Source organism: Phenylobacterium sp., from assembly GCF_035539035.1.
GTDB lineage: Bacteria > Pseudomonadota > Alphaproteobacteria > Caulobacterales > Caulobacteraceae > Phenylobacterium.
This window is the reverse complement of the sequence record NZ_DATLJI010000008.1, coordinates 127,050-146,222: the sequence shown is the minus strand read 5'-3', so window position 1 is coordinate 146,222 and position 19,173 is coordinate 127,050. Positions and strand designations below refer to the sequence as shown.

15 protein-coding genes are annotated in these 19,173 nt (G+C 71.1%); 6 read left to right on the top strand and 9 right to left on the bottom strand.

The annotated features are described in order from the left end of the window. Window positions 1–44: 44 nt before the first annotated feature. A complete protein-coding gene (locus tag VM685_RS02725) occupies window positions 45–2,717 on the bottom strand; it encodes an Rne/Rng family ribonuclease (protein ID WP_325458572.1) in 2,673 nt (890 codons plus the stop codon). A 404-nt stretch (window positions 2,718–3,121) separates the two neighbouring features. On the opposite strand from VM685_RS02725, the gene VM685_RS02720 reads away from it, so the two are divergent. The 3 genes from VM685_RS02720 to prfB all read left to right on the top strand — a co-directional run bounded on the left by VM685_RS02720 (window position 3,122) and on the right by prfB (window position 8,008). Then, the gene (locus tag VM685_RS02720; protein ID WP_325458571.1) at window positions 3,122–4,321 is read left to right on the top strand and encodes an N-acetylmuramoyl-L-alanine amidase; all 1,200 of its coding nucleotides are present in this window, start codon (window positions 3,122–3,124) and stop codon (window positions 4,319–4,321) included. Between the two features lie 131 nt (window positions 4,322–4,452). After that, on the top strand, window positions 4,453–6,834 hold the full coding sequence (locus VM685_RS02715; protein WP_325458570.1) for a penicillin-binding protein 1A: 2,382 nt from the start codon (window positions 4,453–4,455) through the stop codon (window positions 6,832–6,834). Window positions 6,835–6,882: 48 nt separating this feature from the next. Then, a protein-coding gene (gene prfB, locus VM685_RS02710; protein ID WP_325458569.1) for a peptide chain release factor 2 occupies window positions 6,883–8,008 on the top strand; the annotation gives its coding sequence in 2 pieces (ribosomal slippage) (window positions 6,883–6,951 and window positions 6,953–8,008; 1,125 coding nt in all). Between the two features lie 3 nt (window positions 8,009–8,011). Here prfB and VM685_RS02705 read toward each other — a convergent pair. From VM685_RS02705 to tyrS, 4 genes are all read right to left on the bottom strand, one after another. Next, a complete protein-coding gene (locus VM685_RS02705; protein ID WP_325458568.1) occupies window positions 8,012–8,449 on the bottom strand; it encodes a polymer-forming cytoskeletal protein in 438 nt (145 codons plus the stop codon). Further along, complete coding sequence (locus tag VM685_RS02700; RefSeq protein WP_325458567.1) at window positions 8,430–9,584, bottom strand: M23 family metallopeptidase; 1,155 nt, start codon at window positions 9,582–9,584, stop codon at window positions 8,430–8,432. Before VM685_RS02700 ends, VM685_RS02705 begins: the two co-directional genes overlap by 20 nt. A 231-nt stretch (window positions 9,585–9,815) precedes the next feature. Further along, window positions 9,816–10,277: a peroxiredoxin gene (locus VM685_RS02695; protein WP_325458566.1), complete on the bottom strand. Its 462-nt coding sequence runs from the start codon at window positions 10,275–10,277 to the stop codon at window positions 9,816–9,818. Between the two features lie 11 nt (window positions 10,278–10,288). Beyond that, window positions 10,289–11,611, bottom strand: a complete 1,323-nt coding sequence (gene tyrS, locus VM685_RS02690; protein ID WP_325458565.1) for a tyrosine--tRNA ligase — start codon at window positions 11,609–11,611, stop codon at window positions 10,289–10,291. A gap of 177 nt (window positions 11,612–11,788) precedes the next feature. Here tyrS and VM685_RS02685 point away from each other — a divergent pair, with 177 nt between their 5' ends. Both VM685_RS02685 and VM685_RS02680 read left to right on the top strand, forming a co-directional pair. Next, complete coding sequence (locus VM685_RS02685) at window positions 11,789–12,919, top strand: anhydro-N-acetylmuramic acid kinase (RefSeq protein WP_325458564.1); 1,131 nt, start codon at window positions 11,789–11,791, stop codon at window positions 12,917–12,919. Continuing rightward, complete coding sequence (locus VM685_RS02680) at window positions 12,912–14,222, top strand: amidohydrolase (RefSeq protein WP_325458563.1); 1,311 nt, start codon at window positions 12,912–12,914, stop codon at window positions 14,220–14,222. The genes VM685_RS02685 and VM685_RS02680 overlap by 8 nt, the downstream gene beginning before the upstream one ends. On the opposite strand, the gene VM685_RS02675 is transcribed toward VM685_RS02680, so the two are convergent. The 3 genes from VM685_RS02675 to efp all read right to left on the bottom strand — a co-directional run bounded on the left by VM685_RS02675 (window position 14,179) and on the right by efp (window position 17,152). After that, window positions 14,179–15,216: a mechanosensitive ion channel family protein gene (locus VM685_RS02675; RefSeq protein WP_325458562.1), complete on the bottom strand. Its 1,038-nt coding sequence runs from the start codon at window positions 15,214–15,216 to the stop codon at window positions 14,179–14,181. The two genes, VM685_RS02680 and VM685_RS02675, sit on opposite strands and share 44 nt — an antisense overlap. 48 nt (window positions 15,217–15,264) lie before the next feature. Then, window positions 15,265–16,443, bottom strand: coding sequence for an NAD(P)/FAD-dependent oxidoreductase (locus tag VM685_RS02670; RefSeq protein ID WP_325458561.1), 1,179 nt, complete (start codon window positions 16,441–16,443; stop codon window positions 15,265–15,267). Between the two features lie 142 nt (window positions 16,444–16,585). Then, the gene (gene efp, locus VM685_RS02665; RefSeq protein WP_325458593.1) at window positions 16,586–17,152 is read right to left on the bottom strand and encodes an elongation factor P; all 567 of its coding nucleotides are present in this window, start codon (window positions 17,150–17,152) and stop codon (window positions 16,586–16,588) included. Window positions 17,153–17,277: 125 nt separating this feature from the next. On the opposite strand from efp, the gene epmA reads away from it, so the two are divergent. Further along, a complete protein-coding gene (gene epmA / locus VM685_RS02660; protein WP_325458560.1) occupies window positions 17,278–18,321 on the top strand; it encodes an EF-P lysine aminoacylase EpmA in 1,044 nt (347 codons plus the stop codon). Here the strand turns inward: epmA and VM685_RS02655 are convergent. Continuing rightward, on the bottom strand, window positions 18,257–19,150 hold the full coding sequence (locus VM685_RS02655) for an alpha/beta hydrolase (RefSeq protein ID WP_325458559.1): 894 nt from the start codon (window positions 19,148–19,150) through the stop codon (window positions 18,257–18,259). The genes epmA and VM685_RS02655 overlap by 65 nt on opposite strands. Window positions 19,151–19,173 lie beyond the last annotated feature (23 nt).

Here is a 19,173-nt window from a genome sequence, read left to right as displayed (position 1 = left end):
AACGTCCTGTTACGCCCCCTCGTCCCCGTCGGAACCCTAACCCGTCAGCCTCGTCGCCACCAGCCTCGGCGCGGCGCGGCGGGCGGGGCGGAGATCTCCGCCGGATCCGGCTCGACAGGCGCCGGGGCCGGGGCCGGGGCGGCGGGCGGAGCCGGAGCGGGCCCGACGACGGCGACCGCGGCGGGGGCCGCCGCCTTCCGACGGCTGGGGCGCGCCGGACGGGCTTGCGCCTCGGCGGCCACCGGCTCGGGCTCGCGCACCGGCTCCGGCGCAGCCACCGGTTCCGGCGCGGCCTCGACCACGGGCTCCGCCGGCGGGGCTTCCATGACCGCGGCGTCCGCGGCCGGGGCCTCCGAAGCCGCGTCGGCCTTGCGGCTGCGGCTGCGGCGGGCGCGCTTCGGCTTCTCTTCGACGGCCGGCAGCTCGACCCAGATCTCCTCGTCGCCCGACGTGGACGCCGGGGCGGCCGAGACGGTCGGCGTGGCGGCGACGGCTTCCGCCGCGACCGCGATCGGGGCCTGGGCCGGAGCCGCGCGCTCGTCGTTGGCGGGCGTCGGCGGCGACGTCGGCGCCTGGGCGCGCCTCAGGTCCTCGGCCGGGTCGTACCAGACGAACGGGTCGTCGCCGTAGGGCACCCACGGACGGGTCCAGGCGAAGGCGTCCTGCGGCCGGGCGTCGTCGCGCATCCGGCGACCGCCGCGACGGCCGCGACGGCGGCGGCGTCCGCCGTGCCCGCCTTCCTCGTCGTCCTGCGCCTCGACCGGGCGGGGCGGGGCCTCGCCGCCTTCGCGCGGCTCGCGGGCTTCCCTCGGCTCGTCGCCGCGACGGCCGCGACGGCGACGGCGGCGTCCGCCGCGACGGCCCTCGGCGTCCTCGGAGCGGTCCTCCTCGCGCGGGCGGCGCGGCTCGGCGGAGCTGGGCTCACCGTCCTCTTCCGCCTCCTCGTCGTCCTCGTCTTCCTCTTCCTCGTCCTCGTAGGCCTCGTCGTCGTAGTCGTCCTCGGCCACCGGCTCATAGGCCTGGACCGGGACGTGGACGATGGCGGCGTGCTCGGCGCGGGTCTCGCTGGCGGTCCGCTCGATCTGGTGGTCGGCGTGCGCCATGTCGTCGTCGATGACGACGGTCACGAACAGGCCGAACGCCTGGTGCAGGCGGGCCAGGTGCGCGCGCTTCTCGTTGAGGATGTAGAGACCCACGGCGCGCGGCACGGTCAGCGTCGCTTCGCCGCCGCCCTTCAGCGCCTCGATCTCCAGCGCCCGCAGGGACGCCAGCGCGCTCGATTCCACCGAGCGCACCCGCCCGGTGCCCGCGCAGTGCTCGCAGACATGGGTGGTGCCTTCCAGCACGCCGGTGCGGCGGCGCTGGCGGCTGATCTCCATCAGGCCGAACGGACTGATCTTGCCCATCTGCACGCGGGCGCGGTCGTCCTTCAGGCAATCCTTCAGCTTCTTCTCGACGGCCCGGTTGTTCTTCGCCTCGTCCATGTCGATGAAGTCGATGACGATCAGGCCGGCCAGGTCGCGCAGCCGCAGCTGGCGGGCGGCTTCCTCGGCCGCCTCCATGTTGGTCTTCATCGCCGTGGCTTCGATGTTCCGCTCGCGGGTGGAGCGGCCGGAGTTCACGTCGACGGCGACCAGCGCCTCGGTCTGGTTGATCACCAGGTAGCCGCCGCTGCGCAGCGGCACCACGGGCGAGTAGATCTGGCTGAGGTGGTCTTCCACCCGGTGCTTCACGAAGAGCGGCGTCGGCTCGCGGTAGAGCTGCACCTTCTTCGCCTGGCTGGGCATCAGCATGCGCATGAAGTCGCGCGCTTCCTTGAAGGCGCTCTCGCCCTCGACGAACACCCCGTCGATGTCCTTGTCGTAGAGGTCGCGGATCGCCCGCTTCACGAGGTCCTCTTCCTCGTAGATCAGGGCCGGCGCGATCGAGTGCAGCGTCGTCTCGCGGATGTTCTCCCAGAGACGCAGCAGGTAGTCGTAGTCGCGCTTCAGCTCGGCCTTCGTGCGCTTGGCGCCGGCCGTGCGCACGATCAGGCCCATGCCCTGGGGCACGTCCAGGCTCTGGACGATGGTCTTCAGGCGCTTGCGGTCGGTGGCCGTCGTGATCTTGCGGCTGATGCCGCCGCCGCGGGCGGTGTTCGGCATCAGGACGCCGTAGCGGCCGGCCAGCGACAGGTAGGTGGTGAGCGCCGCGCCCTTGTTGCCGCGCTCTTCCTTGACGACCTGCACCAGCATGATCTGCCGGCGGCGGATCACTTCCTGGATCTTGTACTTGCGCATCAGCCGGCGACGGCGGCGCGCAAGCTCCTCCTCCATGACGTCGTCGTCGTCCTCGGAGGCGGTGGCGGCTTCCTCGTCGTCGCCGTCCTCGGAGGGCTCCTCCGAAGCGGCCGCGCGGCGTCCGCGGGCGGGACGTTCGTCCTCCTCGTCTTCCTCGGCCTCCTCGCGCAGCAGGGCTTCGCGGTCGGCGACCGGGATCTGGTAGTAGTCGGGGTGGATTTCGTTGAAGGCCAGGAAGCCGTGGCGGTTGCCGCCGTACTCGATGAAGGCCGCCTGCAGGGACGGCTCAACGCGCGTCACCTTGGCGAGATAGATGTTCCCTCTGAGTTGCTTGCGGTTCTGGCTCTCGAAATCGAACTCTTCAACGCGGGTCCCGTCGACGACCACCACACGCGTTTCTTCCGCGTGCGCTGCGTCGATCAGCATGTTCTTGGGCATTAAGTGAATCTCCACGGCGCGCGGTGCGCTGCCGGTGCATGGGATGGGCGCGCGCGCCGCCCGGGAAGACGCCGGAATCGGCGTCTCGGGAGGCCATGGGGCCAGTATCGGCGTGAGCTGCGCAGCCCATCAGGTGTGTTCCCAGGCGCGTCCTTGATTGGGCGCGGATCGGATGATGCGTCGTCACCGAGGGTTCGGTCGAAGCCGACGCGGGCTTGATGTCGCGCGCACCAGGCGATGCCGTTTCGGCGCGCGGGCGGACTTTGCAACACCGGGCCGCAAAAGGAAAGCCGAACCCGTCTGCGCGGGATGAAAGGTCTCGTTAACCGTTCGTCCACCGACCCCGCGTCTATATGGCCCTTCAATCCTCTTTTCGAAGTCCGTAGGCTGGAGCCCGCAAACAAATGCTGGCGCGTATGGGGCAGGGTCTGTGGAGGCATAAGGGCTGGGCCGCGATCGGTTCGGCCGCCGCGGTGCTGTGCCTGGCCGGCGTCGCCGTGGGCCACGCCGCCGCCGCCTCCGCCGACCTGCTGAAGGTCCGCCTGGGCGGGGACGCCGCACAGACCCGCATCGTCATCGACCTCGACCGCTCGGCCAGCGCCAAGCTGGTCTCCGACGGCGCCGCCGATCGTCGCGTCACCGTCGTGCTGCCGGGCGTCACCGCCGCCGGGGGGCTGCAGGGCGGAGGCCACGGCCTCGTCCGGGCGTGGATGGTCGACCAGACCGCCGCCGGGGCCCGCCTGCAGATGGACCTTTCCGCCGACGCCAAGGTGAAGCGGCGCTTCCTGCTGCCGCCGGCCGACGGCGTGGACCACTACCGCTATGTGGTGGACCTCGCGCCGCTGCCCCCCGCCGAGGTGAAGCTCGCCAAGGCCACCGCGCCGAAGCTCAGGCCCCGCCTGCTGCCGGTGCGCGGCGAGCTGTCGCTCAAGAAGGTGGTCGTCATCGACGCCGGCCACGGTGGGAACGACCCCGGCGCGCGCGGGGCCGAGGGCTTCGAGAAGGACCTGAACCTCGCCGCGGCCCGGCAGCTGAAGGCGCGCCTGGAGCGCAGCGGGCGCTACAAGGTGATCATGACCCGCGAGACCGACGCCTATGTCGGCCTCGCCAGCCGCGTGCGGATCGCCCAGCGCGCCGACGCCGACCTGTTCATCTCCCTGCACGCCGATTCCGGTCCGGAGCCGGGCCTGCGCGGCGCCAGCGTCTACACCCTGTCCGACAAGGCGAGCGCGCGGGCCGCCCAGTTCGTCAGCAAGGACGACTGGTTCATGAAGGCCAGCCTGTCCGGCGACCGCGGCGTCAGCGACATCCTGCTCGACCTGACCCAGCGGGCCACACGCAACCGCTCGGCGGCCTTCGCCCAGACCCTGGTCTCCAACATCGAGGGCGAGGCGCCCCTGCTGCGCCGCAGCCATCGGGACGCCGGCTTCATGGTGCTGCTGGCCCCCGACGTGCCGGCCGTGCTCCTGGAGATGGGCTTCATCTCCAACCCGGAGGACGAGGTGCTGCTGCGCGACGTCCAGCGCCGGGGCGCCCTGATGAACGCCGTCGGCGACGCCATCGACGACTACTTCGCCGAAACCACCCGGCTTGCGGCGCGCTGACGCGGTTGGGGCGGCGGGCCGTTGGCGCCCGCGCCGACGCAGGCTAGACGAGGTCTGAAGGGGCTACATCGCCCTGGAGGCATGGTCCTAAGTTGAATCCCCAGGAGAGCAGACCCGAGCGTTGGGTCGCGATGGCCGGCGTGGTGGTGCTGAGCGCCATCGCGGTGGCGGGATTCGCCGCGGCCATCTGGGCCGCCTGGCTGTTCAAGAGCATGCCCGACGCCGCGGACCTGGCCGACTACCATCCGCCCACCGCCACCCGCGCCTACGCCTGGGACGGCACCCTGATCGGCGAGTTCTCCCGCGAGCGCCGGATCTACGTGCCCTACGACGCGATCCCGCCGCGCCTGGCCCAGGCCTTCCTGGCGGCCGAGGACCACAACTTCTTCAAGCACGGCGGCGTCGATGTCGGCGGCTTCGGCCGGGCGATGGCCAAGAACGTCATCAACGTCGCCCAGGGTCGGCGGCTGGAGGGCGGCTCGACCATCACCCAGCAGGTGGCCAAGAACATCCTGCTCACGAACGACCAGACCATCGGCCGCAAGCTGAAGGAGGCGATCCTCGCCGGGCGGCTGGAGCAGACGCTGTCGAAGGAGCGGATCCTCGAGCTCTATCTGAACGAAATCTGGCTGGGCTACCGCTCCTACGGCGTGGGCGCGGCGGCCTACAACTACTTCGGCAAGTCGATTTCCGAGCTCAGCATCGCCGAGGCGGCCTACCTGGCCGCCGTGCCCAAGGGGCCGGACAACTACCACCCCATCCGGCGCAAGCGTCAGGCCATGCAGCGCCGCAACTGGGTGATCGACCAGATGGCCGGCCACGGCTGGATCACCCGCGCCGAGGCCGACGCGGCGAAGGCCGAGGACCTGAAGGTCCAGGGCGAGCCTACCCGCGCCAAGTACCGGGACGCCGACTATTTCGTGGAGGAGGTGCGCCGCCGAGGCCTCTCCACCCTCGGGACCAAGCTGACCGAGGGCGGCTACTACATGCGCACCACCCTCGACCCGCGTCTGCAGAGCGCTGCGCGGCTGGCCCTGATGAACGGTCTCGAGGCCTACGACCGCCGCCATGGCTGGCGCGGCGCCTGGGGCCGCGTCACCACCCTGACCGGCTGGGAAGACGTCGCCCGCAAGGAATCCCGACCGGCCGAGCGCCGCAGCTGGCGCCAGGCCGTGGTCACCGACGTCGGCGGCGGCAACGTCCAGATCCGCACCATCGACGGCCAGACCGGCGCCCTGGCGTCCGAGGACGTGGCCTGGGCCCGCCGGGGCAAGGGCATCGGCACCGGCGACCTGGTCTTCGTGGCGCCCAACGAGGACGGCGCGCCGGGCTTCCGCCTGAAGCAGGTGCCGGCGGTGAACGGCGCCCTGGTGGCCATGGAGCCGCACTCCGGCCGCGTCCTGGCCATGGTCGGCGGCTATTCGTTCTCGCTGTCCAGCTTCAACCGGGCGACCCAGGCCGAGCGGCAGCCGGGCTCGGCGATCAAGCCGATCGTCTACGCCGCGGCCCTGGAGAACGGCTACACGCCGGCCAGCGTCGTCATGGACGCCCCGATCACGCTCGCGGGCGCCGGCGGCCAGGCCTGGAGCCCCGAGAACTACGAGAAGAAGTACTACGGTCCGCTGCAGCTGCGGAAAGGCCTGGAGCTGTCGCGCAATGCCATGACCGTGCGGCTGGCCCAGGGCGTGGGGATGACCAAGATCTCCGGGCTCGCCGAGCGCATGGGCGTCACCAAGAAGATGGACCGGGTGCTGGCCATGGCCCTGGGCTCCGGCGAAAGCACCGTCTTCCGCATGGCCGGCGCCTATTCGGCCTTCGTCAACGGCGGCCGCAAGGTGGAGCCGCACCTGATCGAACTGGTCCAGGACCGCGAGGGCAAGACGATCTACCGGCACGACCGCCGCGACTGCGTCCGCTGCGGCGTGGGCTTCAACGGCGACGAGAGCCCGCGCATCGCTCCGGCCGGGGGCCAGGTGATGGACCCGATCACCGCCTACCAGATCACCTCGATGCTGCAGGGCGTCGTCCAGCGCGGCACGGCCGCCTCGGCCTCGTCGCTCGGCTATCCGCTGGGCGGCAAGACGGGGACCACCAACGACTACCGTTCGGCCTGGTTCATGGGCTTCTCGCCCGACCTCGTGGTCGGCATCTACGTCGGCTTCGACGACAACCGCAGCCTGGGCGAGGGCGAGACCGGCAGCCAGTCGGCCGTGCCGATCTTCATCGACTTCATGAAGGTGGCGCTGGAGGGCGTGGAGAAGAAGGAATTCAAGGCGCCCAAGAACGCCAAGTTCGCCACGATCCGCGGCATCCGGGAGGCGTTCCGGCCGGGCACCGAGCCCCGGGTCGCCACCGCGCCGATCGGCGGGGCAGGGGGCCTGTCGCGCAGCGGCCCGCAGCCCTACAACCAGGTCTGGAAGAACGGCGTGACGGGCGCGCCCAGCGCAGGCGCCGCCGTGGCCCCGCCGCCGCCGCCCAAGCGACCGCCGGACGACACCGCCGGCTTGTACTGAGCGCCGGCGCGGGCTATCTGCCGCGCCCTTACCGTTGGAGCTTCTCACATGAGAGCGGATGTCGAGGCCGCCAAGGCCGACATCGAGCAGTCGATCGAACTGCTCAGGAGGCGTCTTTGACTGGGAGCCAGCGCTCCGAAAGCTCGATGAGCTGAACGCCCGGGTCGAGGACCCGAGCCTGTGGAACAATCCGGACGAGGCCCAGGCTGTGAGCCGGGAGCGCTCGCGGCTGGCCGCCCAGGTCGACGCCGTGAAGGCGCTCGAGACCGGCCTCGCCGACGCCCTCGGCTACGCCGAGCTGGCCGACGAGGAGGGCGACGAGGACTCCTTGGAGGAGGCGCGCGCCCAGCTCAAGGCGATCAAGGAGCGGGCCGCCCGCGCCGAACTCGAGGCGCTGCTGTCCGGCGAGGCGGACGGAAACGACGCCTATGTGGAGATCAACTCCGGCGCCGGCGGCACTGAGTCCAACGACTGGGCCGGCATGCTGCTGCGGATGTACACCCGCTGGGCCGGCGCCCACGGCATGACCGTGGACGTGATCGAGGAGACGCCGGGCGAGCAGGCCGGCATCAAGTCCGTCACCCTGCAGGTGAAGGGGACCAACGCCTACGGCTGGCTGAAGACCGAGGCCGGCGTCCACCGGCTGGTGCGGATCAGCCCCTACGACTCGAGCGCCCGGCGCCACACCAGCTTCGCCTCGGTGTGGGTCTATCCGGTGATCGACGACAACATCGAGATCGAGATCAATCCGTCGGACGTGCGCACCGACACCTACCGGGCCTCCGGGGCCGGCGGGCAGCACGTCAACAAGACCGACTCCGCCGTGCGCCTGACGCACATCCCCACCGGCATCGCGGTCGCCTGTCAGACGCAACGGTCGCAGCACCAGAACCGCGAGCAGGCGTGGAAGATGCTGCGCGCCCGGCTCTACGAGCTGGAACTGGAGAAGCGCGAAGCGGCCCAGGCGGCGATCGAGGACCAGAAGACCGACATCGGCTGGGGCCACCAGATCCGCAGCTACGTCCTGCAGCCATACCAGATGGTGAAGGACCTGCGCACCGAGGTGGAGACCTCCGACACCCAGGGGGTGCTGGACGGCGACCTCGACGAGTTCATGGGCGCGGCGCTCGCCCAGCGCGTGGGCGCCACCCGCGACGCGAAGGAAGGGGCCTAGGGCCTACTCCGCCGCCTCGGCGACCGGCGCGGCCTCGGCCACGGCGGCCGGAGCCTCGAAGCGCAGGCTGCGGCCTTCGAAGCGGGCGCCGGCGTCCACGGCGAGCTGGGTGTGGGTGACGTCGCCGATCACCTGGGCGGAGGCGTGCAGGCGCACCTGCTGGGCGGTGATCGAGCCGGTGACCCGGCCGCGGATGTCGACCGCCTCGGCCTCGATGGCGCCTTCCACCTGGCCGCTCTCGCCGATGGTCAGGCGGCCGACCCGCAGGTCGCCGCGCACCGTGCCGTCGAGCTGCACGTCGCCGTCGCTGGCGAGGTCGCCGTTCACCGTCACGTTCTCGGCGATCAGCGAGGCGGCGATGGGCCTGCGGACCGGCTGGGCCTCGGGCGTCTCGGCGCGCGTGGAACTGGACTTGGTCGGCTTAGCCGGCTTGGAGAACATAGGCGCCTGCCTTGAGGAAGCGGTCGGGGTTCTGGGCGCGGCCGTTCACCCACACCTCGTAGTGCAGGTGGGTGCCGGTGGAGCGTCCGGTGGAGCCCATGCCGCCCACGCGGGTCCCCACGGCCACCGGCTGGCCGACGCGCACGCCGATGGCGTGCAGGTGGGCGTAGCGGGTCTTCAGGCCCCGGCCGTGGTCGATCTCCACCACATTGCCGTAGCCGGAGCGCACGCCGGTGAAGGACACCACGCCCGGCCCGGTCGCATAGATCGGGGTCATGTGGCCGCCGCCGAAGTCCAGCCCCGAATGGAACGCCGGCCGACGGGTGAAGGGGTCGAAGCGGACGCCGAAGCGGCTGGTCTGGGGCGTGCCCGCGGTGGGCCGCGCCAAAGGCAGCTTCTCGACCGCTACGGCCAGGGCCCGGGCCTCGCCCAGGTCGGTGGCGGCGTGCTGGATGCGCTCGGCGAAGTCCTCGTCCACGTCCAGCACCGCCGCCAGCGCGCGGGGGTCCTTGGACTCGATCAGCGGCCCGCCGAGCGAGCCGCCCTTCGGCACATAGGCGTTGGGCGTCAGGCCGGCGAGGCGGAAGGCCAGGCGCAGCCGGTCGGCGCGGCTCTTGGCGAAGGTGTCGGCGGCGTCGAGGAGCTGCTCCTGGCTGATCCGCACCATTTCGACCCGGCGCACCGGGTTGGTGTCCTGGGCGGCCAGCGCGCGGGTGATGGCCGGCGTCAGGGCCTCGGCGGCGCCGGGCGAGCCCTTCATGTCGGTGAGCAGCAGGGCGAGCGCGGCGTGGCGCTTCTCGATGGTGGTGGCGAGGTCCTCGTTGGAGCCCGAGGCGGCGTTCAGCTGCGCCACGGCGGAGTTCAGGCGGGCCTGCCGGTCGGCGATCCAGCGCTCGTACTTGGCCTGGGTGCGGGCGATCTCGCGGTCCGCGGCCGAGGCCGAGAACACGTTCACCAGCATGGCGGCGGTGGCCACGCCCATCCACAGCGCGGCCCCGGCGACGACGCCGGCGGCGGCCATCTGCTTCTTGGCGGTGAGAACGAACGCCTTCATCTCGCCGCCCGAGCGGACATAGAGGTGGCGTTCCGGAAACAGGTCTTCGAGCGAGCGGCGAAGGCGCGCTAGGCGTTGCATGCTTTTCGCTAAGTCCCCAGCCCCATGGACGCTGGAGATATGCAACGAGAATTTTCGGACGCGCAAGACGCGTTGGCGTCCCAAATGGACGCACCTCCGCACACTGCAAGTGTTTGCGGCTCCGGTTAACGCAGCCTGAACGGCGTTAAGTCTGTCGTCCATCGCCGACCGCGCCCGCCGCGCACAAAGGCGGGCGGCGCGGCAAAGCTGCAACAGGGGGCGTCCGTCGTCTCAGAGGGCCTTCACGGCGTCCAGCACCTGCTGGGCGTGACCCGGCACCTTCACCTTGCGCCAGATTTTGCGGGTCACCCCGTCCTGGATCAGGAAGGTGGAGCGGTCGATGCCCATGTACTGGCGGCGGTAGAGGCTCTTCTCCACCCAGCTGCCGTAGCGCTCGATGACGGCGCCCTCGGGGTCGGCGCCGAGGCGCACGGCGAGGTCGTACTTCTTCGCGAAGTTCTGGTGCTTCTTCACGCTGTCCTTGGAGACGCCGATCACCGTCGCCCCGGCCTTGGCGAACTCCGGCGCGAGCGCCGAGAAGTCCTGCGCCTCTCGGGTGCAGCCCGGGGTGTCGTCCTTCGGATAGAAGTAGAGCACCAGCGTCCTGCCCGCGAAGTCGGAGAGGCGCGCGGGCCCCTCCGCCGTCTCCAGCTCGAAGTCGGGCGCCTGGGCGCCCTCGGTCACGTCAGCCATCCGTCCCTCCGTCAGACCGGCTTCACGAGCACGATCTTCTTCTTGCCGGCCGAGAGCTTCACCGCCCCGTCCACCAGGTCGGCGGTGGTCACCGTGCGGTTGGCGTCGGTCTCGGCCTTGTCGTTGACCCTGAGGCCGCCGCCCTGGGCGAGCCGCCGCGCCTCGCCGCGCGAGGCCGCAAGCCCTGCGTCCGCCGCCAGGGCCGCCAGCACGATGCCGGCCTCCAGCTCGGCCGCCGGCACCTCGTGGGTGGGCAGGTCGGCGGAGAGCTGGCCCTTCTCGAAGGCGGCCTCCGCGGCCGCGGCGGCCTTGGCCGCTTCCTCCGCGCCGTGCAGCATCCGCGTGGCCTCGTTGGCGAGCACCTTCTTGGCCTCGTTGATCTGGGCGCCGGGCAGGGCCTCCAGCCGGGCGATCTCGTCCAGCGGCAGGTCGGTGAACAGGCGCATGAAGCGGCCCACGTCGGCGTCCTCGGTGTTCCGCCAGAACTGCCAGTAGTCGTAGGGGCTGCGCATGTCGGCGTTCAGCCACACCGCGCCGGACATGGTCTTGCCCATCTTCTGGCCCGAGGCGGTCGAGAGGAGGGGCGTGGTCAGGCCGAAGGCGGGCTTCTGGTCGACGCGGCGGATCAGCTCCACGCCGTTGAGGATGTTCCCCCACTGGTCGGACCCGCCCATCTGCAGCACGCAGTTCCGGGTGCGGTGCAGCTCGAGGAAGTCCACCGACTGCATCAGCATGTAGTTGAACTCGAGGAAGGTCATCGGCTGCTCGCGCTCGAGCCGCAGCTTCACCGAGTCGAAGGCCAGCATCCGGTTGATCGTGAAGTGCACGCCGTAGTCGCGCAGGAACTGGACGTAGCCGAACTTCGACAGCCACTCGTCGTTGTCGACCATCACCGCGTCGGTGGGGCCGTCGCCGAAGGTCAGGAACTTGGCGAACACGGTCTTGATCGAGGCGATGTTCGCCTTGATGTCGTCCTCGCTGAGCAGCTTGCGCGCCTCGTCCTTGCCGGTCGGGTCGCCGACCTTGGTCGTGCCGCCGCCCATCAGGACGATCGGCTTGTGACCCGCCTGCTGCAGCCGGCGCAGCATCATGATCTGGATGAGGCTGCCGACGTGCAGGCTGGGGGCGGTGGCGTCGAACCCGATGTAGCCCGCGATGGCGCCGGCCGCCGCGGCCCCGTCCAGCTCCTCAGGGTGGGTGATCTGGTGGATGTAGCCGCGCGCCTGCAGGGTCTTCAGGAACTCGGACTTGAACGGCGCATCGGACATCAGGGGATTCCCGGGACTTCGGTGGGCGCGCTCTAGCACGGCGGGATCGGGTATTTCGAGGGACATGGCGGGCTCCTTGAGGATGGAGGCCGGCGTCGTCTGGTCTGGGAGGGCGCCGGCCGGGAGGGCAGGCGCGTGGGATCGGACGCCTGCTAGGAGGGCAGGCGGTAATAGCGGCCGAAGCGGGCGTCGCGTCCGATCATGCGGCTAGCTACCGAGCCGGAGCCGTGGCAGTCAAGCCGCATGCGCGTGCTCGGATTCATGACCGGGACCTCCCTCGACGCCGTCGACATGGCGGTGCTGGAGACCGACGGCGAGGCGATCGAGGCCTTCGGGCCAGCCGGCGAGCGCAAGCTGAGCGAACCAGTTCGGGACCTGCTGATCGAGGCCACGCTGCAGGCGCTGAAGTGGGAGCGGGGCGCGCCGCCGCCGGCCGTCTTCGAGGACGCCGCGCGGGCCGTGGCCGAGGAGCACCTGGCCGCGGCGGAGGTGTTCCTGGCCGCCAACGAACTTGCCTGGGCCGACCTCGACCTGATCGGCATGCACGGCCAGACGGTGCTGCACGAGCGGCCGGACGACGGCGCGGTCGGCCGCACCGTCCAGCTCGGCGACGCCCAGTGGCTGGCCGACCGCACCGGCGTGCCGGTGGCGTTCGACTTCCGCAGCGCCGACATGGCGGCCGGCGGGCAAGCGGCGCCGCTCGCGCCGATCTACCACCTCGCCCGGGCGCGATCCTCGGGCCTGCAGCCGCCGCTGGCGGTCCTGAACGTCGGCGGCGTCGCCAACGTCACCTTCTGGTCGGGCGGCGAGGCGATCTCCGCCTTCGACACCGGCCCCGGCAACGGGATGGTCGACCTGCTGATGCAGGACCGTGGCGCGGGCCGGTTCGACGACAAGGGCCGCTACGCCAGCGTCGGCAAGGTCCAAGAGCCGGTGCTGCGGGCGCTGCTGGCGCATCCCTATTTCGAGGCGCCGGCGCCGAAGTCGCTCGATCGCTATGACTTCTCGCTGGAGCCGCTGGCCAAGTGCGAGCTGGAGGACGCCGCGGCCACGCTGGTGGCCTTCACCGCCGAGGCGGTGCGGCTTGGGCTGGAGCTGATCGGCGAGACGCCGCGCGAGGTGATCGTCACCGGCGGCGGGCGGCACAATCCGGAGATCATGAAGGCGCTGACCGCCCGGCTGCCGTGCCCGGTGACCGCGGCGGAGGACCACGGTTGGCGCGGCGACGCCATCGAGGCCGAGGCCAGCGCCTACCTGGCGGCGCGGACCCTGCGCGGCCTGCCGATCTCTTTCCCGAAGACCACGGGTGTCCCGCAGCCGATGACCGGCGGCCGGATCGCCAGACCGAACAGTGAGGGGGCTTCCGATGCGTAAGATGTTCCTGGCGGCGAGCGCCGCCATCGCGGTGTCCGTCGCCTTGCCGGCTGCCGCCCAGGCGCCGGCGGCGGCGCCCTATGACGCGGCGGTGTTCGCCAAGGCCAAGGCGCTGCAGCCCAAGGTGGTCGCCTGGCGGCGCGACATCCACCAGAACCCCGAGCTGGGCAACCGCGAGGTCCGCACCTCCAAGCTCGTCGCGGACCACCTTCGCAAGCTCGGCTACGAGGTGAAGACCGGCGTCGCCAAGACCGGCGTCGTCGCCGTCCTGAAGGGCGGCAGGCCCGGCGGCGTGGTGGCCCTGCGCGCCGACATGGACGCCCTGCCGGTGGCCGAGAAGACCGGCCTGCCGTTCGCGTCGAAGGCCACGGCCCAGTACAACGGCCAGACGGTGCCCGTGATGCACGCCTGCGGCCACGACGCCCACGTGGCGATCCTGATGGGCGCGGCCGAGGTGCTGGCGTCCATGAAGGCCGAAATCCCCGGCACGGTGGTGCTGATCTTCCAGCCGGCCGAGGAGGGGGCGCCCGCGGGCGAGGAGGGCGGCGCCAAGGTGATGGTCGAGGAGGGTGTGCTGCAGAACCCCAAGGTCGACGCGGTGTTCGGCCTGCATGTGGTGCCCGGGCCGGTCGGCGCGCTGTTCTGGCGGCCGGGCCCGATGATGGCCGCCTCCGACCGCTACGAGATCGCGCTGAAGGGCAAGCAGACCCACGGCGCCCAGCCGTGGTCCGGCATCGACATGGCCTCGGTGGCCGCCGACATCGTCACCGCCTTCAACCAGATCGCCGCGCGCCAGGTGAACGTCGCCAAGTCGCCGACGGTGCTGACCGTCGGCACCATCCACGGCGGCCTGCGCTACAACATCATCCCGGAAGACCTGGAGATGGCCGGCACCCTGCGCACCTTCGATCCCGACATGCGCAAGGACGTCATGGGCCGGATCGAGAAGACCGTGACCTCCATCGCCGAGCGCTACGGCGCCAGCGCCAAGCTGACCTGGGGTACGCCCAACCCGGTGACCAACAACCACCGCGAGCTCACGGCGAAGATGAAGCCCACCCTGCAGCGGGCGGCCGAGGGCGGGAACATCAAGGACGACATCGACTACATCACCGGCGCCGAGGACTTCTCCTACTACCAGCTGAAGGTGCCCGGCCTGTTCTACGACCTCGGCGTCGGCAATCCGCCGGGGGTGAACCACTCGCCGTTCTTCACGGTGGACGAGCGGGCGCTGGAGGTGGGCGTGCGCGCCCAGGCGCTCACGGCGCTCGACTACCTGCGGAGTGTGGCTCCCGCTCCATGACCGGCTCGTCCGGCGGCGGCAGCGGCCGGGCCAGGTCCTCGGCCGCGTCGTTGGTGGTGATCGGGTTGGGCGCGTGCCCCCGCCGCGTCGCCGCCTTCGGGTGGTCGAGCCGCAGCGCGGTCAGCGCATCGTCGCCCTCGTGGCCGAAAAGGCTGCGAAGCCGCACGTCCATCTGCGGGAAGGGGACCTCGATCCCGGCGCACTCCAGGGCGTCGGCGATCGCCCAGGTGTAGGCCGCGTGCATGGCGGCCGGCCGCTTCACCGCCTCGAGCGTCGGCCAGACGAGCAGCTCGAAGTTCAGCCCGGACTCCCCGAAGCCCACGAGCCAGACCTGCGTCCGCTCGGTGTCCGTCTCCGGCTGGGTGAAGGGCACGGAGCGGGCGGCTTCCAGGACCACCTCGCGCACCTTCTCGCGGTCCGAGCCGTAGGCGACGCTGAACGGGATGTGGATGCGCCGGCCGCGGTTGTGCAGGGTCCAGTTGACCACCGGCCCCTCGATGAACTTCGAGTTCGGCACCACCAGGTCGATGTTGTCGTTGGTGCGGACCCGCACCGCCCGCGGCCCGATCTCCTGCACCAGGCCGCGCTTGCCGTCCTCCAGCTCCACATAGTCGCCGACGTTGAGCACGCGGTCGAAGATCAGCACGAGGCCGGAGACGAACTCCTTGACCACGCCCTGCAGGCCCAGGCCGATGCCGACGCCCACGGCGCCGGCGAACACCGCCAGCGACGACAGGTTGATGCCGATGGTGGTCACGCCGATCACGAAGGCGACGATCACCATGCCGTAGGTGATCAGCTTCTCGACGATGTAGAGCGCCGCCTGGCCGTGGCGGGTGCGGCCCCGCAGCCGCTCGATCGCCATCCGGGCGATGCGCGCGGCCAGGAACCCGGCCACGATGATCACCAGCCCCGTGACCACGCCACCGAGGGTCACCGGCGTGCGGCCGATGGCGAAGAGGACGAACCCCTCCAGGTCTTCGATGTTGTCCATCACCGCCGCGAACGCCCGCGGCCAAGCTGTCGTTCCGGGGGCGCCGCCTCAGCAGGCCTGGCCGGCGCACCAGCCGCTGGCCCAGGCCCACTGGAAATTGTACCCGCCGAGCCAGCCCGTGACGTCCACCACCTCGCCGATGAAGTAGAGGCCCGGGACCGCCTTGGCGGCCATGGTCCGGCTGTCGAGCCCATCGGTGTCGACGCCGCCCAGCGTCACCTCGGCCGTTCGGTAGCCCTCGGAACCCACCGGCTTCACCCGCCAGCGGTTGACGGCGTCCGCCACCCGCCGGAGCACCTTGTCGGAGGCGTCGGCCACGTTGCCGGGGACATCCCCGGCCAGGAGCTGGGCGAGGCGCTGGGGGACGAACCGGCCGAGCACCGTCGCCACGGCCTGCTTCCCATGGGTGGTGCGGGCGCGGCGCAGCTCGTCGAAGACGTCCACGCCGGGGGCCATGTCGATCTCGATCTCCTGGCCCTCGCGCCAGTAGGACGAGATCTGCAGGATCGCCGGTCCGGAGATTCCCCGGTGGGTGAACAGCATGGCCTCCTCGAATCGGGCCTTGCCGCAGGATACGCGCACGTCGACGGCCACGCCCGCCAGCGGCTTCAGCCGCTCGAGCAGGGAGACGTCGAAGGTGAGGGGAACCAGCGCGGGCCGCGTCTCCGTGACCGCCAGGCCGAACTGCCGGGCCACGTCGTAGCCGAAGCCGGTGGCGCCCATTTTCGGAATCGACTTGCCGCCGGTGGCGATGACCATGGACTGGCAGTCGATCGGCCGGCCGCCGATCAGGAGCCGGAAGCCTTCGCCGGTCTTCTCGATCCGCTCCACGGTCTGGCCCAGGCGCAGCGTGACGCCGGCGGCCGCCATGTCGTCAAGCAGGCCCTGGATGATCTCCTTGGCCGAGCCGTCGCAGAACAGCTGGCCCAGCGTCTTCTCGTGCCAGGCGACGCCGTGGCGCTCCACCCACGCGATGAAGTCGGCCGGCCGGTAGCGGCGCAGCGCCGAGACCGCGAACTTCGGATTCCGCGACAGGAAGTTGGCGGGGCCCGCGTGGATGTTGGTGAAGTTGCAGCGCCCGCCGCCCGAGATGCGGATCTTCTCGCCGGGCGCCTTCGCATGGTCGATCACGAGCACGCGGCGTCCGCGCTTGCCCGCCTCGATGGCGCAGAACATCCCCGCCGCGCCCGCGCCGACGATGGCGGCGTCGAAATGCTCGCCCCTCATTCCCGCTCATCCCCGCGAAGGCGGGGACCCCGGCTTTTTCCTGTTCCGGCGCGACGACGGGCGTCGGAAGCGGGAGGGAGGCTCGGCAACACAAAACCCCTGGGTCCCCGCTTTCGCGGGGATGAGCGGAGTGGCAGGGACCTCAGTCCTTGGCGCGTTCCTGGTAGGAGCCGTCCTCGGTCAGGACCACGATCTTGGTGCCCACGGTGATGTAGGGCGGAACCATGGTCTTCAGGCCGTTCGACAGGATCGCCGGCTTGTAGGAGGAGGACGCCGTCTGGCCCTTCACGGACGGCTCGGTCTCGACCACCTCGAAGGTCGCCAGGCGCGGCAGGTCGATGGCGATCGGCACGCCGTCGTGCGTGGACAGCGAAACCGTGCAGCCGTCGGTCAGGTAGGGCGCCGCGTCGCCGATCACGTCCGGCGAGGCCACGAGCTGGTCGTAGTTCTCCGGGTTCATGAAGTGGAAGCCTTCGCCGTCCTGGTAGAGGAAGGTGTAGGGCCGGTCGTCGACCACGGCCCGCTCCACGGTTTCGGTGGTGCGGTAGCGCTCGGAGATCTTCACGCCGTCGGAGATGCGGCGCATGTCCAGCTGGGTGACGGGGGTGCCCTTGCCCGGATGGATGTTCTGGGCGCTCAGCACCACGTAGAGCTTGCCTTCCAGATCGACGACGTTGCCCTTGCGGAGCGAGCTGGCGATGACCTTCACGTATAGTCCTCGAAGATGCAGGGAAGCGGGCAGGACGGTCCTGCGCGATTCCATTGATCGAATTGTTGTCGCGCCCCTATAGCGACCTTCGCTGAAATCGCCAGCCCCACGCCGGGTCGCACCCCTTGCCGGATTCCAAGTCCTCGCCCTGGTGGGCGCCCGAGAAGCACGCCGACCGCCGGCCGTTCCTGGTCGCGCGAAATGCGGTGACGCGGGCGGTGCGGCGGTGGTTCGAGGACCGCGGCTTCACCGAGGTGGAAGCCGCAGCGCTCGCGGTGTCCCCCGGCAACGAGGCCCACCTGCACGCCTTCGCCACCGAGGCGCTGACCACCGCCGGCGAGGCCTCGACCCTCTACCTGCACACCTCGCCGGAGTTCGCAGCCAAGAAGCTGCTGGCGGCGGGCGAGACGCGGATCTTCAACCTGGGCAAGGTCTGGCGGAACCGCGAGCGCGGGCCGCTGCACCATCCCGAGTTCGCCATGCTGGAGTGGTACCGGGCCGATGAGCCGTACGAGGTCCTGATGGACGACTGCGCCGCCCTGCTGGCGCTGGCGGCGGAGACGGCGGGGGCCAAGGCGCTGACCTGGAAGGGCCGCGAGGCCGATCCGTTCGCTGCGCCCGAGCGGCTGACGGTGGCCGAGGCCTTCCGGCGCCATGCGGGCGTCGACCTGCTGGCCAGCATCGCCGCGGACGGGACGACGGACCGCGAGGCGCTGGCGGCGCGGGCGCCGGTGCGGGTGGCCGCCGACGACACCTGGGCCGACATCTTCAGCAAGATCATCGTCGAGAAGGTCGAGCCGGAACTGGGCTTCGGCCGGCCGACGATCCTCTACGAATACCCCACCGCCGAGGCGGCGCTCGCCCGGCCGGCCGCCCGTGACCCTCGCGTCGCGGAGCGGTTCGAGCTCTATGCCTGCGGGGTCGAGCTCGCCAACTGCTTCGGCGAGCTCACCGACCCGGCTGAGCAGCGCCGCCGCTTCGAGGCCGAGATGGCCGAGAAGGCGCGGGTCTATGGCGAGCGCTATCCGGTGGACGAGGACTTCCTCGACGCGCTGGCGATCATGCCGCCGGCCTCGGGCGCCGCCTTGGGGTTCGACCGGCTGGTCATGCTGGCGACGGGGGCGCAGCGGATCGAGCAGGTCCTGTGGACGCCGGTTCCCGAAGGCTGAGCCGGTCGAAGGCGGCGAGCACCTGCGGCAGGGCCTGGTGGTGGACCATGTGGCCGACGCCCTCGAGGATCGTCACGTCGGCCTGCGGCAGGAGGGCCGGCAGGAGGTCGGCGTGCTGCCTGTGGTCGACGATCCGGTCGTCGGCGCCGTTCAGCACCGCCACCGGGCAGCGGATGGCGCGGAAGTCCACGAGGCCGGCCGGCGAGCCGGGCAGGAGGGCGGCGGCGTCCTCGCCTTCCTCCACCATCTGCGAGGGGCGCAGGACCGCCTCCTCCGGGTAGCGTGCGAGCCAGTCCGCGGGCGGATCGCCCGGCGAGAACATCAGCTTCTGCACCAGCCGCAGGAAGGGCCGGTCCACCGTCCAGCGGGCCGCCTCCGACAGAAGGGGTCCGATGAGCGGCGCGGCGCGGGGGCCCAGAAAGGTGTGCTCGACCGCGCGGAACTCCGGCCGGACGATGGGGCCCAACAGCACCAGGCTCTCCACCTCCTCCGGCCACTCGGCGGCCCAGGAGAGTCCCACCATGCCGCCGAAGGAGTGGGCGACGATCCGGACCGGCCCTTGGATCCCCAGCGCCGCAAGGCCGTCGCGGATCTGCGCCGCCTGCGCGCCGGGGGCGGCGTCGTAGCGGGGGCGGGCGCTGCCGCCGTGGCCGGGGCGGTCGACGGCGAGGGCCCGGCCGCGGGCGGCGAAGGCGGCGAGGGGCGCCTCCAGCCAGTCCACGTGGGTCGCGAGCGCCCCGTGGATCAGGACGATGGGACGGCCGTCGCCGGCCTCCAGGAGGTGGAGGCTGCGCTGGGCGCCGAGGACGGGCGTGTGGGAGGTGGTCATGCGGGCCTAACGCGTGGAACGGC